Raw genomic sequence first — 16,986 nt, 5'->3', positions numbered from 1 at the left:
CCAACCAACACACGCCACTCATCACCAATGCAGGAGAGCCACCATGGCCAACACCTCTTTACGTAAAGCCTCGTTGCAAAGCATGGAAGCCGAGATCGAGAGTCTGCTGAAGTCTCTGGAGAACCTCAAAGATGACGCCTCGGACGAGTCGCGTAAAACGCTCAAGGCCTTGAAAGCCAATGCCGAAAGCGCGCTGAAGCATTCGCGTCACCTGCTCAGCGATGCCTATGAAGAAGTCAAAGTCAAAACCCGCGAAACCGGGATCGCCACTCGGGATTATGCCCAGGAGCACCCTTGGACCACCGCCGGTGTGGCGGTCGGGGCATTGGGCCTGCTGGCGGCTTACCTGCTGTGCAAGCGCGACTAATCCGTCTGGCGCAGCTCGGTTTTCAGCCACTGCGCCAGTTGCCTGGCGCGCCCGTCCGCGGCGCGCTTGGGTAGCCACAACGCCAGTTGCGCCGGGGTTTCGCTGAATCCCCACGGCGCAACCAGGCGACCGGCCTTCAAGTCCTCGATCACCAGCGGCTGCGGGGCAATCGCCACGCCAAGCCCGGCCACGGCGGCCTCCAGCAAGTAGTACAAATGCTCGAAACCCTGTCCGTACTTCAGCGCATTCGCGTCGAGGCCGTTTTGTTGCGCCCAACTGGGCCAGGCTTGCGGGCGCGAGGTGGTGTGCAGCAGCGGCTCGTTCAGCAGGGCATTGGCTGGTGCCGTTTCCAGGCGTTCATACCCGCCAAACCGTGGGCTCATGACCGGACCGATGCGTTCGCTGGCGAGCTCATAGACCTGCATGTCGGCGGGCCAGGGCGGCTCGGCGAACACCAGCAGGGCGTCCAGACCGGGGCGACGGGGGTCCAGATCACCTTCGCCGGCGGACAAGTGCAGGCGCAAGTCCGGCAGGTCGGCATTCAACCGCCCCAGGCGTGGAATGAACCAGCGCGCCAGCAAGCTGCCCGAGCATCCGAGCACGAACGGCGCATCGGCAGTGCTTTGGGTCAGCTCGGCACAGACCGTGCGCAGGCGTTCGAAGGCTTCGCCGCTGGCGTCCCGCAGCCGAACCCCGGCATCTGTGAGTTTAAGGCCGCGGCCATCCTTGATGAACAGGCTCACGCCAAGGTGCTCCTCAAGAACTTTCAACTGTCGGCTGACCGCTCCGTGGGTCACGTGCAACTGTTCGGCGGCCTGACTGACGCTGTTCAGGCGGGCAGTGGCTTCGAAGGCACGAAGGGCGTTGAGCGGGGGAAGGTCGTGGCTCATGGGATCTGTGAGTTTTCCTGACAGGTTACGGCGATCTTATCGGTTTTCAGCCGGGGGCGTCAGGGGTAGAGTGAAGCCACTTTCTGCAAAAGCACCACCTCACGCATTCAACCGGAGCGACCCATGACCCAGACTAATCTGCGCAACGGCCCCGACATCAACGGCCTGTTTGGCGCTTTCGGTGGCCGCTACGTCGCCGAAACCCTGATGCCGTTGATCCTCGATCTGGCCCGTGAATATGAAGCGGCCAAGGAAGATCCGGCGTTCAACAAGGAATTGGCCTACTTCCAGCGCGATTATGTCGGACGCCCGAGCCCGCTGTATTTCGCCGAACGCCTGACTGAGGCCTGCGGCGGCGCAAAGATTTACCTCAAGCGTGAGGAGCTGAACCACACCGGCGCGCACAAGATCAACAACTGCATCGGCCAGATCCTGCTGGCGCGACGCATGGGCAAGAAACGCATCATCGCCGAGACCGGTGCCGGCATGCACGGTGTCGCGACCGCCACCGTGGCTGCGCGATTCGGTCTCGAGTGCGTGATTTACATGGGCACCACCGACATCGAGCGCCAGCAGGCCAACGTGTTCCGCATGAAACTGCTGGGCGCTACCGTCATCCCCGTGGTCGCCGGCACCGGCACCTTGAAAGACGCGATGAACGAAGCCTTGCGTGACTGGGTGACCAATGTCGACAGCACGTTCTACCTGATCGGCACGGTCGCAGGACCGCACCCTTACCCGGCGATGGTCCGTGACTTTCAGGCCGTCATCGGCAAGGAAACCCGCGACCAGTTGCAAGCCCAGGAAGGCCGCCTTCCGGACAGCCTGGTGGCGTGCATCGGCGGCGGTTCCAACGCCATGGGTCTGTTCCATCCGTTCCTCGACGACAAAAGCGTCGAGATCATTGGTGTCGAAGCGGCCGGTCACGGTATCGAAACCGGCAAGCACGCGGCCAGCCTGAACGGCGGCGTTCCGGGTGTGCTGCACGGCAACCGCACCTTCCTGCTGCAGGACGATGACGGCCAGATCATTGACGCCCACTCGATTTCCGCCGGCCTCGACTATCCGGGCATCGGTCCGGAGCACGCCTGGTTGCACGACATTGGCCGCGTTCAATACACCTCGGTGACCGACGACGAAGCCCTCGATGCGTTTCACAAATGCTGCCGCCTGGAAGGGATTATTCCTGCACTGGAAAGCGCCCATGCCCTGGCTGAAGTGTTCAAGCGCGCACCGACCCTGCCCAAAGATCACCTGATGGTGGTGAACCTGTCCGGCCGTGGCGACAAAGACATGCAAACCGTGATGCACCACATGGAACAATCCCAGCAGGAGAACCACTGATGAGCCGCCTGCAAACGCGTTTTGCCGAACTCAAGCAACAGAACCGCGCCGCCCTGGTGACCTTCGTCACCGCAGGTGATCCGAGCTACGACACCTCGTTGGCGATCCTCAAAGGCTTGCCGGCGGCAGGCGCCGACGTGATCGAGCTGGGCATGCCGTTCACTGATCCGATGGCCGATGGCCCGGCCATCCAGTTGGCGAATATTCGTGCGCTGGGCGCCAAGCAGAACCTGGTGAAAACCCTGCAAATGGTTCGTGAATTCCGCCAGGGCAACAGCGAAACGCCGCTGGTGCTGATGGGCTACTTCAACCCGATCCACATGTACGGCGTACCGCGTTTCATTGCCGATGCGAAAGAGGCTGGCGTGGATGGCCTGATCGTGGTCGACCTGCCGCCCGAGCATAACGGCGAGCTGTGCGACCCGGCTCAGGCTGCGGGCCTGGACTTCATCCGTCTGACCACGCCAACCACTGACGATGCGCGCCTGCCGACCGTGCTGAACGGCAGCTCCGGCTTCGTCTACTACGTGTCTGTCGCCGGGGTGACCGGTGCTGGCGCGGCGACGCTGGAGCACGTCGAAGAAGCGGTAGCGCGCCTGCGTCGCCACACCGATCTGCCGATCAGCATCGGCTTCGGTATCCGTACACCGGAGCAGGCGGCGTCCATCGCACGTCTGGCCGACGGTGTGGTGGTGGGGTCGGCGCTGATCGATCATATCGCCAATGCGACCACCCCGGATCAGGCCATCGACGGTGTGCTCAGCCTGTGCGCAGCGCTGGCCGATGGCGTACGTAAGGCCCGGGTCAGCTGAAGGTAAAGTTCCTGATACAGAGGAATTAGAGCCTCGCAGCGCAGACTAAACAGCAAGATCGAGGGCTTCAGGACTACGTTCTGAAGCCCTTTTTGCTGTATGCGCAGTGAGGAAAGACCTGATGAAAATGCCGAAACGTCTGATAGCCAGCCTTGGCGTACTGCTGCTTGGCGCCGCGCCGTGGCTGCACGCCAACGCCGACCCGCGCGACGATCATGACCGTGGTGGTCAGCAACAAGGCCATTACGACAATCGCGGCGATGACCATCGCGGTCCGCAGGACAATCATCGTGGCGGCCCGCCGCCCCGCGATTTCGGCCCGGTGCGCCAGACGATCCGCGATAACCATGGCTATTTCGTGCGCGGCGCGCCGCCGCCTCCTGGCCTTCACCTGGAGCGTGGTCGGCCGCTGCCGCCTGGTTACTACGGCGAACGCCTGGACAATCGTGCACTGAGTCGGCTGCCGTATTACAGCGGGTACGAGTGGCGCCGTGCTGGCAGCGACATTGTGCTGATCGCGGTGGGCAGCGGCATCGTCTATGAAATTCTCGATGGGGTGCTGTGAGTTAAACGGACCGGCAGGCCCAAGGCTTCGCGGTGTTCAGCCGCGAAGCCTTTTTCATGGCAATTCCAATCCGCCCGAGGCTTTGTGCAGCTTGCGCAAATGCTCGCCCACCTGCTTCAGGTTGGCTTCGTTGGCAGCCATCTCGGCGGCACGGCCGGGTTCGAGCAACGCCCTGACTTCCTTGTCCAGGTCACCGGTCAGCAGTTGCAGCTGTTTCTGCCGCAGGCTGCTTTCCGACTCCAGGCGCTGCCATTCGTTGGGTTGTGGCAGCCCATAGCCGCCGGTGCCCAGCAGCTCGGCCGGACGGCTGAGGAAGCCGCTGTTGGCGAGAATCTGCTGCAAGGTTGCGTTGGCCTTGTCCATGCCGCCGTTTTTCAATTCCCGAGCGCCGAGGTAGCGTTGTTTCACTTCGTCCTGGGCCAGTACCAGTTGCTGGCGGAAGGCGGCCTGTTCCAGCAACAGCAGGGCCGCGCTGGTGCGCAGGTCGGCTTGTTCGATCCACGGGCGGCGCTCTTCAGCCTTCAGGGACAGCCAGTCCTCGACCTTGTCCTGTTTGATCGGCAGGTGCTTTTTCAGCACCTCGAACATGGCCTGATAGCGGTCGCGGAATGAGTCGAAGCGGTAGCCCAGGCGCAGGGCTTCGCGGGGATCGTCGAGCACGCTGGTGTCGGCCAGCCCGCGACCCTTGAGCACTTCCAGCAAACCGTTGGGCATGATGTTGTCGAGCCCGACCAGCTTGGCGTTGTTGCTGCCGCTGCGCAGCAACTTCAGGCCTTCCACTGCACAGTTGTTGGACAGGAAGAAATAGTTGCCGTCGTAGCTCCAGTGCATTTCCGCAGCGTGCTCCACCACGCCTTCGATCTCCTCGCGCGACAGGTTCAGCGGCACCGAGGCGAGGCTGCGCAGTTCGGTCTTGGTGTATTCGTCGATCACCTGGGCCAGCGGCAGGACGAACAGGCGCGACGGGTATTTGCCGACCAGGCCGTCCCAGCTCGAGAGCTGCACATCACCGACGAAGGCGCGGTAGGACAGCACCAGGTGCTGGTCCAGATCCAGTCGGCAGTCCGGGCCGCGTGGCCGGCCAGGAGCGCAGATCACCAGGCGCAACATGCTGTGGCCCCAACGGCTGACCCAGTTCTGGTTGGCTTCGGCCAGCAGGTAGTCGACGGCATACACCCGCTCCGGATCGACCTGGCCCAAGGGCTGCTTGGCGAAGTCATTGCCGGCATTGAGGAAGGCGAAGGATTGGCTGCAGGCGTTCTTGGCGGCCGGCGCCCAGCCGAAATGCTCCTTGTAGTAGCGGTACAGCGAAGGACGGCGACAGGCATAGCTCGGGTCGAGCAGGAAATACTCCATGTTGACCGCAACGAACTCTTTCGGGCTGCTCGTCTCGTAGATGTCCGGGCTGCGGGCGACCTGGCGGTTGTGCTGTTCGCGCTCGCCGCGACGGCCCACGTATTGCTGCCAGCCGGCGAGGTCGAGCAGGCGCGGGTCGTCGCTGAGGGTAAAGCGCCGGTCGGACTGACCCCGGCATTCATCCGGAATGCCGATCAACCCGGAGCTGTTGCTACGTCGGGTACAGCGCTGGATCAGCGTGCGTTCGGAGGCGGACCATAAACGCGAGCGGTCATAAATGTGGGTGAGTTCGTGCAGCACCGTGGCCAGCATCTCGCGGCGCACGGTGCCGTGGGGACGGTAGGTTTTCTTGCTGGCGGCGCTGCCATCGGTGAGGCTGGCGAGCAGATTGCGATTGAGGTCCAGCTCGGACACCAGCGATGCCTGGCCGTAGGCGTTGCCCGGCATGTCATCGGTCCAGCCAACGTCGATGCGCCGGTCGAGTTGCTCGATGAAACGCGGCGGCAACGCCTGCATCGCTTCATCGAGCAGTGCCTGGCTGGCCTGTTGTTGGGCGGGGCTCAGGCCTTCGGTCTTGAGCCGCAATTGCAGGCCGGCCTGGGCCGTATTGCCAAGCAGCAACAAGACCCCGGCCAGCAGCCAGGTACCGAACCGCCTCACAGTGCGAGGATGGCTTCGGCAAGTGCCTGGTCACTGGCGTCCCGGGCTTCCGGTACGCGGGTGCGCAATACATTGATGGCCGCTTCCAGGTGCGCGCCGCGGATTTCACCTTCGCTGGCGACGAAGCTCGCCGCATCGTCATGGGCTTCACGAACGATTTTCGAATCGCGAATGGACGTGGTGGTATCGGACGTGAAATCAAGGGAGCGCCGGGTGGCGTTGATCAGGATGTTACTGGTGGCAACCAGGGTGTGCGCCTGGGTGACGTCAGCCAATAACAGCAGGCCGAGGGTGGCGATAATCAGCGGGCTACGCATGGAACGACTCCGGAAGAACAAGGATATCTATTGGACGAGAATAGCCTGTGCCAGTTCAAGGTCGCTTGCATGAAGTTTTGGCTGGGTCCGGTGCAGATAATTCAGGGCGGACTCCAGCTGTGCTCCGCGCAATTGGCCGTCACTGGCAATGAATGACGCGGCGTCATCCCGGGCAGCCAGCAGCTTACGGTCGAAGGGGGCGGAGGTCACCATGCTTGTGGCGTAACCCGAAGCGACGACACCTTGAGTGGTCAGGTCAAAGGCCTGGACCGAACCCACCCAACAGGCGAAAAAAAACGGTGTGAACAGCAGGTATTTAGGAAAGCTCATGGGACTCGACAGTTGAAAGTGAGTCCCAAGGCTAGCGTAACGCCCGGCCTAGAGCCAGTGCCGGGGCGAGGGACAGCTTGTGAGTGTCCCGTGTCGGCGGCGATTCAGATCGTCAGGATCGCTTGAGCCAGCTGCGCGTCGGTCGCGTTGAGGCCCGGTGCGTAATGGCGAATGTGGTCGAGTGCGCTTTCCAGCTTCACGCCCCGGATGGCGCCTTCGCTGGCGACAAAACTGGCGGCATCGTCACGGGCGGCGCGGACGATCTTGTCATCGCGAAAGGACGAGGTGACATCGGAAGTCGCGTCGGAGGTGGCCTTGAGGGCTCCGACGACGGCGTCGGTGGTCACGATGAAGCTGGTGGCGTGGGAATTGGCAGCCACGGCAAGCAGGGCTGCGGCACTGAGCAGGCGTAGACGGGACATGGTGTAACTCCTATGGGTGAACGGATTGAGAGGTGGCGCAGTATCTGTTGAGTCAGACGCCTGTCACGCAATCATCGCCACGTTCTGACGTGATATTAGGCCTGCCAGTGCCGGTTCGCACAGTACCGTCTGTGTCAGCGCGCGTCAGCGCCAGAACGGTTTATCCAATTCCTCGAGGCGATCCGAATGGCTGATGCCCATATCGGAGAGCTGTCGGTCGTCGAGCTGGGCCAGCAAGCGGCGGGTTCTCGCCCTCTCGAAGCCGTCCGCGAGCCCCCTGAGCAGTCTTCGGAAACAGGTGAGTCGAACATTCCGACAGGGTGTGTCGGCAGTAACATCCAGTAAGTTGCTCATGGGCAGTCCCTTTTTACGGTGAATCGGGACCCTATGGTGCGTCCGGGGGATGCCCTGGGACAGACACACGTACATTGAATTGTACTGGTTCAGTTTTTATAAAATTCAAACTGTACCTGTTGTGCGCTTGCCCTTTTGTTTTCAGGTTTCAACGCTCGGAAACGACAAGACCCGTCGTGGTTTCCCACGACGGGTCTTGTTTGTTCAATTCGGGTGCTGGCGGGTGATCCTGCGGATCAGAGCCAGCGACGCTAAATTAGCGCCAGAACGGCTTGGCCAGTTCTTCGTAGCGTTGTGCTTCGCTGATCCCGGCATCGGCCAGCAGACGCGAATCCAGGCGAGCCAGTTGATGGCGGCTGGAGATGCGGCGCTGCCACAGCATCAGGTTGGCGATAACGCGAAGAGGCAGGGAAGCCTGGGTTTTTGCAGCAGTATCTTCGAAGAACAGCTCGGAACTGAGTGTACGTTCCATGGTAGACATCCTTCCGCTTGTGGCGGGATTAGGTAGTGGTTTAACTGATGCCAATGATCCTCTCGTTTGGCCAGTCTCTCTAGATACAGTTCACCTGTATTGTGAGAGACCAGTTAACTGTTTAAGGGTGGTGTACTGGTCTAAATTGAGGCAACTGTACCTATGCGCACTTGATTGGTGCGTTTTTGGTCATTTTGGCAGTTGTGGTAAGCAAATGCGGTAGGAAAACACCGGTACAGCAGTACAGTTTTTTTCAGGTTGGGGCGTGGCAATAGGCAGCTGACGAAACTGTGTTTGCGTCAGCTGCTATCTGTACCCATCACTGGGCGAGCATTCGTCCGGTTTCTTCCAGGTTGATGTGCCAGCTAAGGGCATCGCGCAGGATATGCGGGGTGTGGCCGCCCAGGGCGCACGCGGCGGTGAAGTAGTCGTTCAGCGCCTGGCGGTAATCCGGGTGCACACAGTTGTCGATGACCGCGCGAGCCCGTTCCCGTGGCGCCAGACCACGCAAGTCCGCCAGGCCGATCTCGGTCACCAGGATGTCGACATCGTGTTCGGTGTGATCGACATGGCTGACCATCGGTACCACGCTGGAGATCGCGCCACCCTTGGCGATGGATTTGGTCACGAAGATCGCCAGGTGCGCGTTGCGCGCGAAATCACCCGAACCGCCAATGCCGTTCATCATCCGCGTCCCGCAGACGTGAGTGGAGTTGACGTTGCCGTACAGGTCGAACTCCAGCGCGGTGTTGATGCCGATGATGCCGAGCCGGCGCACCACTTCCGGGTGGTTGGAGATTTCTTGCGGGCGCAGGACCAGTTTGTCCTTGTAGCGCTCCAGGTTGCCGAACACATCGCTGTTGCGACGGCTCGACAGGGTGATCGAACTGCCTGAGGCAAAACTCAGCTTGCCGGCGTCGATCAGGTCGAAGGTCGAGTCCTGCAATACTTCGGAGTACATGGTCAGGTCTTCGAACGGCGAGTCGATCAGGCCGCACATGACCGCGTTGGCGATGTTGCCGATGCCCGCCTGCAACGGGCCGAGCTTGTTGCTCATGCGTCCGGCGGCGACTTCCTGCTTCAGGAAGCCGATCAGGTGGTCGGCAATCGCCTGGGTATCGGCGTCGGGTGGCGTGACCGTCGACGGCGAATCCGCCTGATGGGTGATGACAATGGCGACGATCTTTTCCGGCGGAATCGGGATGGCGGTGCTGCCAATGCGATCATCGACCTTCACCAGCGGGATCGGTGTGCGAGTCGGGCGGTAGGTCGGGATGTAGATGTCGTGCAAACCTTCGAGGTTCGGGTTATGCGCCATGTTGATCTCAACGATCACGTGTTTGGCGAAAATCGCGAAGCTGGCCGAGTTACCCACGGAAGTGGTGGGCACGATGTGGCCCTGCTCGGTGATCGCGACGGCCTCGATCACCGCGATGTCCGGCAGCTTCAACTGCTGATTGCGCAATTGCTCGACGGTTTCCGATAGGTGTTGATCGATGAACATCACTTCGCCAGCGTTGATCGCCTTGCGCAGCGTGCTATCCACCTGAAACGGCATGCGTCGCGAAAGAACGCCGGCTTCGGTGAGTTGTTTATCGAGGTCGTTGCCCAGGCTCGCGCCGGTCATCAGGGTGATTTTCAGAGGAGAGACTTTGGCGCGCTCGGCCAGTGCATGAGGCACGGCTTTGGCTTCGCCGGCTCGAGTGAAACCACTCATGCCGACGGTCATGCCGTCCTCAATCAGAGCGGCAGCGTCATCTGCGCTCATTACCTTTTCCAACAACGAAGGCAAGCGAATACGTTCACGGTACATGGATTGTTATCTCGGGCAACGGAAGCAAGGTGTGCAGTCTAGTGATTTGAAAAAAAATCCTCGCGCTACCATGGTCGAATGCATACCCCTGATTTAGAGCCTTTTGTCGGGTTTCGACGGGTAATAAAAAACCCCAGCCTACTAAAGGCTGAGGTTTTGGGTATTGCGTTGGAGCAAGTTTTAGTCCACGGCTTTGACCATGTCCTCGATGACTTTCTTGGCGTCGCCGAACACCATCATGGTTTTGTCGAGGTAGAACAGTTCGTTGTCCAGGCCGGCATAGCCGCTGGCCATCGACCGTTTGTTGACGATGATGGTCTTGGCCTTGAACGCTTCGAGAATCGGCATGCCGGCAATCGGCGATTTCGGATCGTTCTTCGCGGCGGGGTTGACCACGTCGTTGGCGCCGAGTACCAGTACCACGTCGGCCTGGCCGAACTCGGAGTTGATGTCTTCCATCTCGAACACCTGGTCGTAAGGCACTTCAGCCTCGGCGAGCAATACGTTCATGTGGCCGGGCATCCGGCCGGCGACCGGGTGGATCGCATACTTCACGGTGACGCCGTGATGGGTCAGCTTCTCGGTCAGCTCTTTCAGCGCGTGTTGTGCCCGAGCCACCGCCAGGCCGTAGCCTGGAACGATGATCACGGTGTCGGCGTTGGTCAGCAGGAAAGTCGCGTCGTCAGCCGAACCGGATTTGACCGGACGCTCTTCCTTGGCGCCGGCAGGGCCTGCGTCGGCTGTATTGCCGAAGCCACCGAGCAGCACATTGAAGAAGGAGCGGTTCATCGCCTTGCACATGATGTACGAGAGGATCGCACCGCTCGAGCCCACCAGCGACCCGGCGATGATCAGCATCGAGTTGTTCAGCGAGAAGCCGATACCCGCCGCCGCCCAGCCGGAGTAGCTGTTGAGCATCGAAACCACCACTGGCATGTCGGCGCCGCCAATCGGGATGATGATCAGCACGCCCATGACGAAGGCCAGGATCAGCATCAACGCGAAGGCCGCGAGGTTGCCGGTCAGCATGAAGGTGACGCCCAGTGCCAGCGTGGCCAGGCCCAGCAGCAGGTTCAGCTTGTGCTGGCCGCTGAACTGTACGGGTGCACCCTGGAACAGGCGGAACTTGTACTTGCCCGAGAGTTTGCCGAAGGCGATCACCGAACCGGAGAAGGTGATTGCGCCGATGGCCGCGCCGAGGAACAGCTCCAGGCGGTTACCTGCCGGAATCGAATCGCCCAACTGTTTGACGATGCCCAGCGATTGCGGCTCGACGACCGCAGCGATGGCAATGAACACCGCCGCCAGGCCGATCATGCTGTGCATGAAGGCGACCAGTTCAGGCATCTTGGTCATTTCAACGCGCTTGGCCATGATCGAGCCAGCGGTGCCGCCGATCAGCAGGCCGACGATGACATAGCCGATGCCTGCGGTGGCGAGCTCAGCACCGAGCTTATAGATGAGGCCTACGGTGGTGAGGATCGCCAAGGCCATGCCGAGCATGCCGAACAGGTTGCCGCGCCGCGACGTGGTCGGGTGCGACAGGCCCTTCAGGGCCTGGATGAAGCAGATGGACGCGATCAGGTAGAGCGTCGTTACCAGGTTCATGCTCATTACTTCGGCGCCTCTTCTTTTGTGGCTTTCGGGGCTTTTTTCTTGAACATCTCAAGCATTCTGCGGGTGACCAGGAAGCCACCGAATACGTTCACCGCTGCCAGGGCCACTGCCAGGGTACCCATTGTTTTGCCCAGTGGCGTCACGGTCAGCGCCGCGGCGAGCATGGCGCCAACGATCACGATCGCCGAAATTGCGTTGGTCACCGCCATCAAGGGCGTGTGCAGTGCAGGCGTAACGTTCCAGACCACGTGATAACCGACATAGATCGCCAGCACGAAGATGATCAGGTTGTAGATACCGGGGGAGATAAGCTCTTCCATCGTCTGAATCCCTGCTTAGGCGTTTTTGCGGATGACTTGGCCGTCGCGGCACATCAGGCACGCGGCGACGATGTCGTCTTCGAGGTTGATCTCGAACTGACCTTCCTTGTTGAAGACCAGTTTGAGGAAGTCCAGCAGGTTGCGGGCGTACAGGGCCGAAGCGTCTGCCGCGACTTCACCGGCCAGGTTGGTCGGGCCGCAAATGGTCACGCCATGCGCCACCACGACCTGATCGGCCACGGTCAGCGGGCAATTGCCACCCTGGGCGGCGGCGAGGTCGATGACCACGGAGCCGGGCTTCATTTGCGCCACAGTTTCCGCGCTCAACAGCGTCGGTGCCTTGCGGCCCGGAATCAGTGCGGTGGTGATGACGATGTCAGCCTGTTTGGCGCGTTCATGCACGGCCAGGGCCTGGCGCTGCATCCAGCTCGCCGGCATCGGACGCGCATAGCCCCCGACACCGACGGCGCATTCACGCTCTTCATCGGTTTCGTAAGGCACGTCGACAAATTTGGCGCCGAGGGACTCGATCTGTTCCTTGACGGCCGGGCGCACGTCAGACGCTTCGATCACCGCGCCCAGGCGTTTCGCCGTCGCGATGGCCTGCAGGCCCGCAACGCCGGCACCGAGAATCAGTACACGCGCCGCTTTCACGGTGCCTGCGGCTGTCATCAGCATGGGCATGAAGCGTGGGTAATGGTGAGCGGCCAGGAGTACGGCTTTATAACCCGCGATGTTGGCCTGGGAGGACAACACATCCAGGCTCTGGGCACGGGAGGTCCGTGGCGCGGCTTCCAATGCGAATGCGGTAATACCGCACTCTGCCAGCTTGGCGATGGTTTCATTGTTGAACGGGTTGAGCATGCCCACCACAACCGTGCCGCTCTTGATCAGGGCGAGTTCGCTGTCATTGGGGGCGACCACCTTGAGAATCAGCTCGGCACCCAACGCATCACTGGCACTGCCAATGGTTGCGCCTGCTGCTTCATAGGCACTGTCGATAACGCTGGCTTTTACGCCGGCGCCGCTTTGAACCGTGACCTTGTGGCCCTGGCTGATCAGCTTCTTGATGGTTTCCGGGGTTGCAGCAACCCGTGTTTCACCCGTCTGGGTTTCGAGAGGAACACCAATGTGCACGTCAAATCTCCTGCGTGATCTTATTGAATTAACCCAGGCACTTCGGATGGTGCGGCTGGGGCGGCCGATCAGCACGATCCCGCCAATTCAAGGCGGGGCGCGGCATTTTGCAGGCGAACAATGTGCCCTTCAAGGGATTATGACGGGTGACGGAAAATTAACTACAAGTCACCCTGTGACCGAATGTCGCAACGGAACGGGTCAATCCCTTGTGGGCCTTGCCTCGTATGGATTCTGGCGCAATTTCAGGAATTTACTCATTGGTCAGGTGAATGAGCGAACATGGATGTCGGATAGCGGCTCAAAGCCACGTGTCATGGCGCTTGTGGGACGTTTGTACTGATTCCGATACAGTCTGCGGATATGCGACAAATAGTTATATCTGTAGGGCTTTGATTTTTCTGACTACGAAGTCAATTTAGTCTGAGTGCCTTTATTCTTCGAGGCTGTAGCTCTGTGCCTGGCTCACCAGCCAGTCGCGAAATGCCTTCAGGGACGCCGATTCGACCTTTCGATCAGGAATCATCAGGTAGTAAGCCTTGATACTCGTCAGGGATTGCGTGTTGGCGATTACCAGGCGTTTCTCCGCCAGTTCGCGCTGAATCAGAAACGGCGGGATCAAGGCAATCCCCATGTCGTGCATGGCGGCCTGGGCCAGCATGGAGAATAGCTCGTAGCGGGGACCTGTCATGTCGCGCGGGACGTTCAGGTTTTGCGAGTTGAACCATTGGCGCCAGGCATAGGGCCGAGTGGTCTGCTGCAGCAGTGGCAGTTCGGCGATTTCGGCAAGGGTCAGGCTGGTCTTCCGGCCCATCAGGTTGGGGCTGCACACCGGCATGGGGTTTTCACCCATCAATCTGTGGGATTCGGTGCCCGACCAGTCCGCATCGCCGAAGTAGATCGCCGCATCGAATTCGGTATCCGCGAACAGGAAGGGGCGGGTTCGGTTAGTGAGGTTGACCGTCACTTCAGGATGCCTTTGCTGGAAGTCCTTGAGTCGGGGCAGCAGCCACTGGGTGCCGAAAGTTGGTACGACTGCCAGTTCGATCACGTTGGTGCCTTGCTGGCCCATCACCGACAGCGTGTCGCGCTCGACTGCGTCCAGTTGGGTAGCCACCCTGCGGCTGTAGGACAGCCCGGCCTCCGTCAGCTTTACCCCACGCCGGGAGCGTCGAAACAGCTCCACGCCAAGGAACTCCTCAAGGCTGGCGATTTGTCGGCAAATGGCGCCCTGGGTAAGTGAAAGCTCCTGCGCCGCTTTGGTAAAGCTCTCGTGGCGCGCAGCGGCTTCGAAGCTGATCAGGGCCGCTGTGCTGGGGATTTTTCTGCGCATGTACATCTACCTCACTAATTCATCACAAAATGAGCGGTATGCGATGTTTCGGAGTGAGAAATTAGCACAACAGCATGCAAAATCCTCGTTTGCGACAGCGCCGAAGCAGGCCTAGGATCAGTCCACGTTATTTGACCCGATTCGAGAGGACATACTCATGGGCGGTAAAGTCAGCTTCAACTGGATTGATCCCCTGCTGCTGGATCAACAGCTCACCGAAGAAGAGCGCATGATTCGCGACACCGCCGAGCAGTTCGCTCAGCAAAAACTCGCACCGCGTGTTCTTGAAGCTTTCCGCCATGAAAAGACCGACCCGGCGATCTTCCGCGAGATGGGCGAAGTGGGCCTGCTGGGCGCAACCATTCCTGAGCAGTATGGCGGTAGCGGTCTGAATTACGTCAGCTACGGTCTGATCGCCCGTGAAGTCGAGCGCGTCGACTCGGGTTATCGCTCGATGATGAGCGTGCAGTCTTCGTTGGTGATGGTGCCGATCAACGAGTTCGGCACTGAAGCCCAGAAGCAGAAGTACCTGCCAAAGCTGGCGACGGGCGAGTGGATCGGGTGTTTCGGTCTGACCGAGCCTAACCATGGTTCCGACCCGGGTGCGATGATTACCCGTGCGCGCAAGGTGGACGGCGGCTACAGCCTGACGGGCAGCAAGATGTGGATCACCAATAGCCCGATCGCCGACGTGTTCGTGGTCTGGGCCAAGGATGATGCCGGCGACATCCGTGGCTTCGTCCTTGAGAAGGGTTGGAAGGGCCTGAGTGCTCCGGCGATTCACGGCAAGGTGGGGCTGCGTGCGTCCATCACCGGCGAAATCGTCATGGACAACGTATTCGTGCCAGAAGAGAACATCTTTCCTGATGTCCGTGGCTTGAAAGGCCCCTTCACTTGCCTCAACTCCGCACGCTACGGCATCTCCTGGGGGGCGCTGGGGGCTGCCGAGTTCTGTTGGCATACCGCTCGCCAGTACACGCTGGACCGCCAGCAGTTCGGTCGGCCATTGGCCGCTACTCAGCTGATCCAGAAGAAACTGGCCGATATGCAGACCGAAATCACCATGGCACTCCAGGGCTGTCTGCGTCTGGGGCGCATGAAGGATGAAGGGACGGCGGCGGTGGAAATCACTTCGATGATGAAGCGCAATTCCTGCGGCAAGTCACTGGACATTGCCCGCATGGCGCGTGACATGTTGGGTGGCAACGGCATCTCCGACGAATTCGGTGTGGCCCGGCACCTGGTCAATCTGGAAGTGGTGAATACCTATGAAGGTACGCACGACGTCCACGCACTGATCCTCGGTCGCGCGCAAACCGGCCTTCAGGCGTTCTATTGACAGGAGAACACCATGGGCGCGCTTTCGCATCTGCGGGTACTGGATTTATCGCGAGTGCTGGCCGGACCCTGGTCCGGGCAGATATTGGCGGACCTTGGCGCCGAAGTGATCAAGGTCGAGCGCCCGGGCAGCGGTGATGACACGCGCGCCTGGGGGCCTCCTTTCCTCAAGGATGCGTACGGTGAGAACACCAGCGAGGCCGCCTATTACCTGTCGGCCAATCGCAACAAGCAATCGGTGACCATCGACTTCACGCGTCCGGAAGGTCAGGCGCTGGTGCGCGAGCTGGCTTGCAGGTCAGACATCCTGATCGAGAATTTCAAGGTGGGTGGGCTGGCGGCTTATGGGCTGGACTATGCGTCGCTCAAGGCGATCAACCCGAAGCTGATCTATTGCTCGATCACCGGGTTTGGCCAGACCGGTCCTTATGCCAAGCGCGCCGGTTACGACTTCATGATCCAGGGGCTGGGCGGCCTGATGAGCCTTACAGGGCAACCTGAAGGTGCGGAGGGTGCAGGGCCGGTGAAAGTTGGCGTGGCGCTCACGGATATCCTGACCGGACTGTACTCGACCGTGGCGATTCTTGCGGCGCTTGCGCATCGGGATCAGGGTGGTGGCGGTCAGCACATCGATATGGCGTTGCTGGATGTTCAGGTGGCTTGCCTGGCAAACCAGGCAATGAATTATCTGGCGACGGGCAATGCACCCAAGCGTCTGGGGAATGCGCACCCGAATATTGTGCCCTACCAGGATTTTCCTACAGCGGATGGCGATTTCATCCTGACCGTGGGTAACGACGGGCAATTCCGAAAATTTGCAGAAGTGGCCGGGCAGCCGCAATGGGCCGATGACCCGCGTTTTGCCACCAATACGCAGCGAGTGGCGAACCGCACGGTACTGATTCCCTTGATTCGCCAGGCTACGGTCTTCAAGACCACGGCTGAGTGGGTGGCGCAACTGGAGCGGGCGGGTGTGCCGTGTGGGCCGATCAACGACCTGGCTCAGGTCTTTGCCGATCCCCAGGTGAAGGCGCGTGGGCTGGCGATCGAGTTGCCTCATGCGTTGGCCGGAAAGGTGCCGCAAGTGGCGAGCCCGATTCGCCTGTCCGAAACGCCCGTGGAATATCGTCACGCGCCTCCGTTGCTGGGTGAGCACACGCTCGAGGTGTTGCAGCGGGTATTGGGGCTGGACGTGCAAGCGGTTGCAGCCTTCAAGGAGGCCGGGGTTCTTTAAGTGTGCCCTCTATATAGGAAGTGGCCTTTCTATATAGAAGAGCAGGTTGTTTTCAGCCTTTCTGCAAGTTATTGATAGAAATGTAAAAAAACATGTTGACGGCAGATTCTGGACGTCTATAATTCGCCCCACTTCCGGCGCAGTCGAAACGGAAAACTTCTTGGTAAACAAAGAGTTACGCGGTTTTCGGCAGCGAGTTGCTTCAGGTCATCGAAGCCTGGAAGGAGTCGGTCAGGCAGTGTGCAGTCGCTTGATGGACGGTTCGATCTTCTCGGTCGAAAGCGGTGAAAAAGAGGTGTTGACAG

General features: G+C 60.3%; 19 protein-coding genes. 7 read left to right on the top strand and 12 right to left on the bottom strand.

Annotated elements, in window-relative coordinates; genetic code table 11:
• Positions 1–43: 43 nt before the first annotated feature.
• Positions 44–367 (top strand): DUF883 family protein, encoded by a 324-nt coding sequence (locus tag ACM6IM_RS20950; RefSeq protein ID WP_192307344.1) that lies wholly within the window; start codon positions 44–46, stop codon positions 365–367.
• Here the strand turns inward: ACM6IM_RS20950 and ACM6IM_RS20945 are convergent.
• Positions 364–1,257, bottom strand: a complete 894-nt coding sequence (locus tag ACM6IM_RS20945) for a LysR family transcriptional regulator (RefSeq protein ID WP_414866205.1) — start codon at positions 1,255–1,257, stop codon at positions 364–366. The genes ACM6IM_RS20950 and ACM6IM_RS20945 overlap by 4 nt on opposite strands.
• A 123-nt stretch (positions 1,258–1,380) precedes the next feature.
• Here ACM6IM_RS20945 and trpB point away from each other — a divergent pair, with 123 nt between their 5' ends.
• The 3 genes from trpB (at position 1,381) to ACM6IM_RS20930 (ending at position 3,978) form a co-directional block, all read left to right on the top strand.
• Positions 1,381–2,601 (top strand): tryptophan synthase subunit beta, encoded by a 1,221-nt coding sequence (gene trpB / locus ACM6IM_RS20940; protein WP_414866204.1) that lies wholly within the window; start codon positions 1,381–1,383, stop codon positions 2,599–2,601.
• On the top strand, positions 2,601–3,413 hold the full coding sequence (gene trpA / locus ACM6IM_RS20935) for a tryptophan synthase subunit alpha (protein WP_414866203.1): 813 nt from the start codon (positions 2,601–2,603) through the stop codon (positions 3,411–3,413). Before trpB ends, trpA begins: the two co-directional genes overlap by 1 nt.
• A gap of 121 nt (positions 3,414–3,534) precedes the next feature.
• Positions 3,535–3,978, top strand: a complete 444-nt coding sequence (locus ACM6IM_RS20930) for an anti-virulence regulator CigR family protein (RefSeq protein WP_414866202.1) — start codon at positions 3,535–3,537, stop codon at positions 3,976–3,978.
• 54 nt (positions 3,979–4,032) lie between these two features.
• On the opposite strand, the gene ACM6IM_RS20925 is transcribed toward ACM6IM_RS20930, so the two are convergent.
• The 11 genes from ACM6IM_RS20925 to ACM6IM_RS20875 all read right to left on the bottom strand — a co-directional run bounded on the left by ACM6IM_RS20925 (position 4,033) and on the right by ACM6IM_RS20875 (position 14,109).
• Entirely contained in the window at positions 4,033–5,994 is a 1,962-nt protein-coding gene (locus ACM6IM_RS20925) for a DUF4105 domain-containing protein (RefSeq protein WP_414866201.1), read from the bottom strand.
• The gene (locus ACM6IM_RS20920) at positions 5,991–6,311 is read right to left on the bottom strand and encodes a DUF2388 domain-containing protein (protein WP_192307350.1); all 321 of its coding nucleotides are present in this window, start codon (positions 6,309–6,311) and stop codon (positions 5,991–5,993) included. The genes ACM6IM_RS20925 and ACM6IM_RS20920 overlap by 4 nt, the downstream gene beginning before the upstream one ends.
• Positions 6,312–6,338: 27 nt before the next feature.
• Complete coding sequence (locus ACM6IM_RS20915; RefSeq protein ID WP_201191157.1) at positions 6,339–6,641, bottom strand: DUF2388 domain-containing protein; 303 nt, start codon at positions 6,639–6,641, stop codon at positions 6,339–6,341.
• A 104-nt stretch (positions 6,642–6,745) separates the two neighbouring features.
• The gene (locus ACM6IM_RS20910; RefSeq protein ID WP_414866200.1) at positions 6,746–7,063 is read right to left on the bottom strand and encodes a DUF2388 domain-containing protein; all 318 of its coding nucleotides are present in this window, start codon (positions 7,061–7,063) and stop codon (positions 6,746–6,748) included.
• A 144-nt stretch (positions 7,064–7,207) separates the two neighbouring features.
• A complete protein-coding gene (locus ACM6IM_RS20905) occupies positions 7,208–7,417 on the bottom strand; it encodes a DUF1127 domain-containing protein (RefSeq protein ID WP_414866199.1) in 210 nt (69 codons plus the stop codon).
• A 256-nt stretch (positions 7,418–7,673) separates the two neighbouring features.
• Positions 7,674–7,889, bottom strand: a complete 216-nt coding sequence (locus ACM6IM_RS20900; protein ID WP_192307353.1) for a DUF1127 domain-containing protein — start codon at positions 7,887–7,889, stop codon at positions 7,674–7,676.
• A gap of 319 nt (positions 7,890–8,208) precedes the next feature.
• Positions 8,209–9,702: an acetyl-CoA hydrolase/transferase family protein gene (locus tag ACM6IM_RS20895; RefSeq protein ID WP_192307354.1), complete on the bottom strand. Its 1,494-nt coding sequence runs from the start codon at positions 9,700–9,702 to the stop codon at positions 8,209–8,211.
• Between the two features lie 180 nt (positions 9,703–9,882).
• Positions 9,883–11,316 (bottom strand): NAD(P)(+) transhydrogenase (Re/Si-specific) subunit beta, encoded by a 1,434-nt coding sequence (locus tag ACM6IM_RS20890; protein ID WP_192307355.1) that lies wholly within the window; start codon positions 11,314–11,316, stop codon positions 9,883–9,885.
• Entirely contained in the window at positions 11,316–11,639 is a 324-nt protein-coding gene (locus tag ACM6IM_RS20885) for an NAD(P) transhydrogenase subunit alpha (protein ID WP_192307356.1), read from the bottom strand. The genes ACM6IM_RS20890 and ACM6IM_RS20885 overlap by 1 nt, the downstream gene beginning before the upstream one ends.
• 15 nt (positions 11,640–11,654) lie before the next feature.
• Entirely contained in the window at positions 11,655–12,776 is a 1,122-nt protein-coding gene (locus tag ACM6IM_RS20880; RefSeq protein ID WP_414866198.1) for a Re/Si-specific NAD(P)(+) transhydrogenase subunit alpha, read from the bottom strand.
• Between the two features lie 433 nt (positions 12,777–13,209).
• Entirely contained in the window at positions 13,210–14,109 is a 900-nt protein-coding gene (locus ACM6IM_RS20875; RefSeq protein ID WP_414866197.1) for a LysR family transcriptional regulator, read from the bottom strand.
• A gap of 157 nt (positions 14,110–14,266) precedes the next feature.
• On the opposite strand from ACM6IM_RS20875, the gene ACM6IM_RS20870 reads away from it, so the two are divergent.
• From ACM6IM_RS20870 to ACM6IM_RS20860, 3 genes are all read left to right on the top strand, one after another.
• Positions 14,267–15,448 carry an acyl-CoA dehydrogenase gene (locus tag ACM6IM_RS20870; protein ID WP_192307359.1) on the top strand — a complete coding sequence of 394 codons (1,182 nt, stop codon included), beginning with the start codon at positions 14,267–14,269 and terminating at the stop codon, positions 15,446–15,448.
• Between the two features lie 12 nt (positions 15,449–15,460).
• Positions 15,461–16,681: a CaiB/BaiF CoA transferase family protein gene (locus ACM6IM_RS20865; protein WP_414866196.1), complete on the top strand. Its 1,221-nt coding sequence runs from the start codon at positions 15,461–15,463 to the stop codon at positions 16,679–16,681.
• 46 nt (positions 16,682–16,727) lie between these two features.
• Positions 16,728–16,986, top strand: a 259-nt coding sequence (locus tag ACM6IM_RS20860) for a hypothetical protein (protein ID WP_414866195.1), incomplete at its 3' end; no start/stop codon positions are given.

Origin of the sequence: Pseudomonas sp. IT-P12 (assembly GCF_949767465.1) — a bacterium.
Taxonomy (GTDB): domain Bacteria; phylum Pseudomonadota; class Gammaproteobacteria; order Pseudomonadales; family Pseudomonadaceae; genus Aquipseudomonas.
Note: the sequence above shows the minus strand (reverse complement) of the source record. Positions and strands in the feature narration are given on the sequence as shown.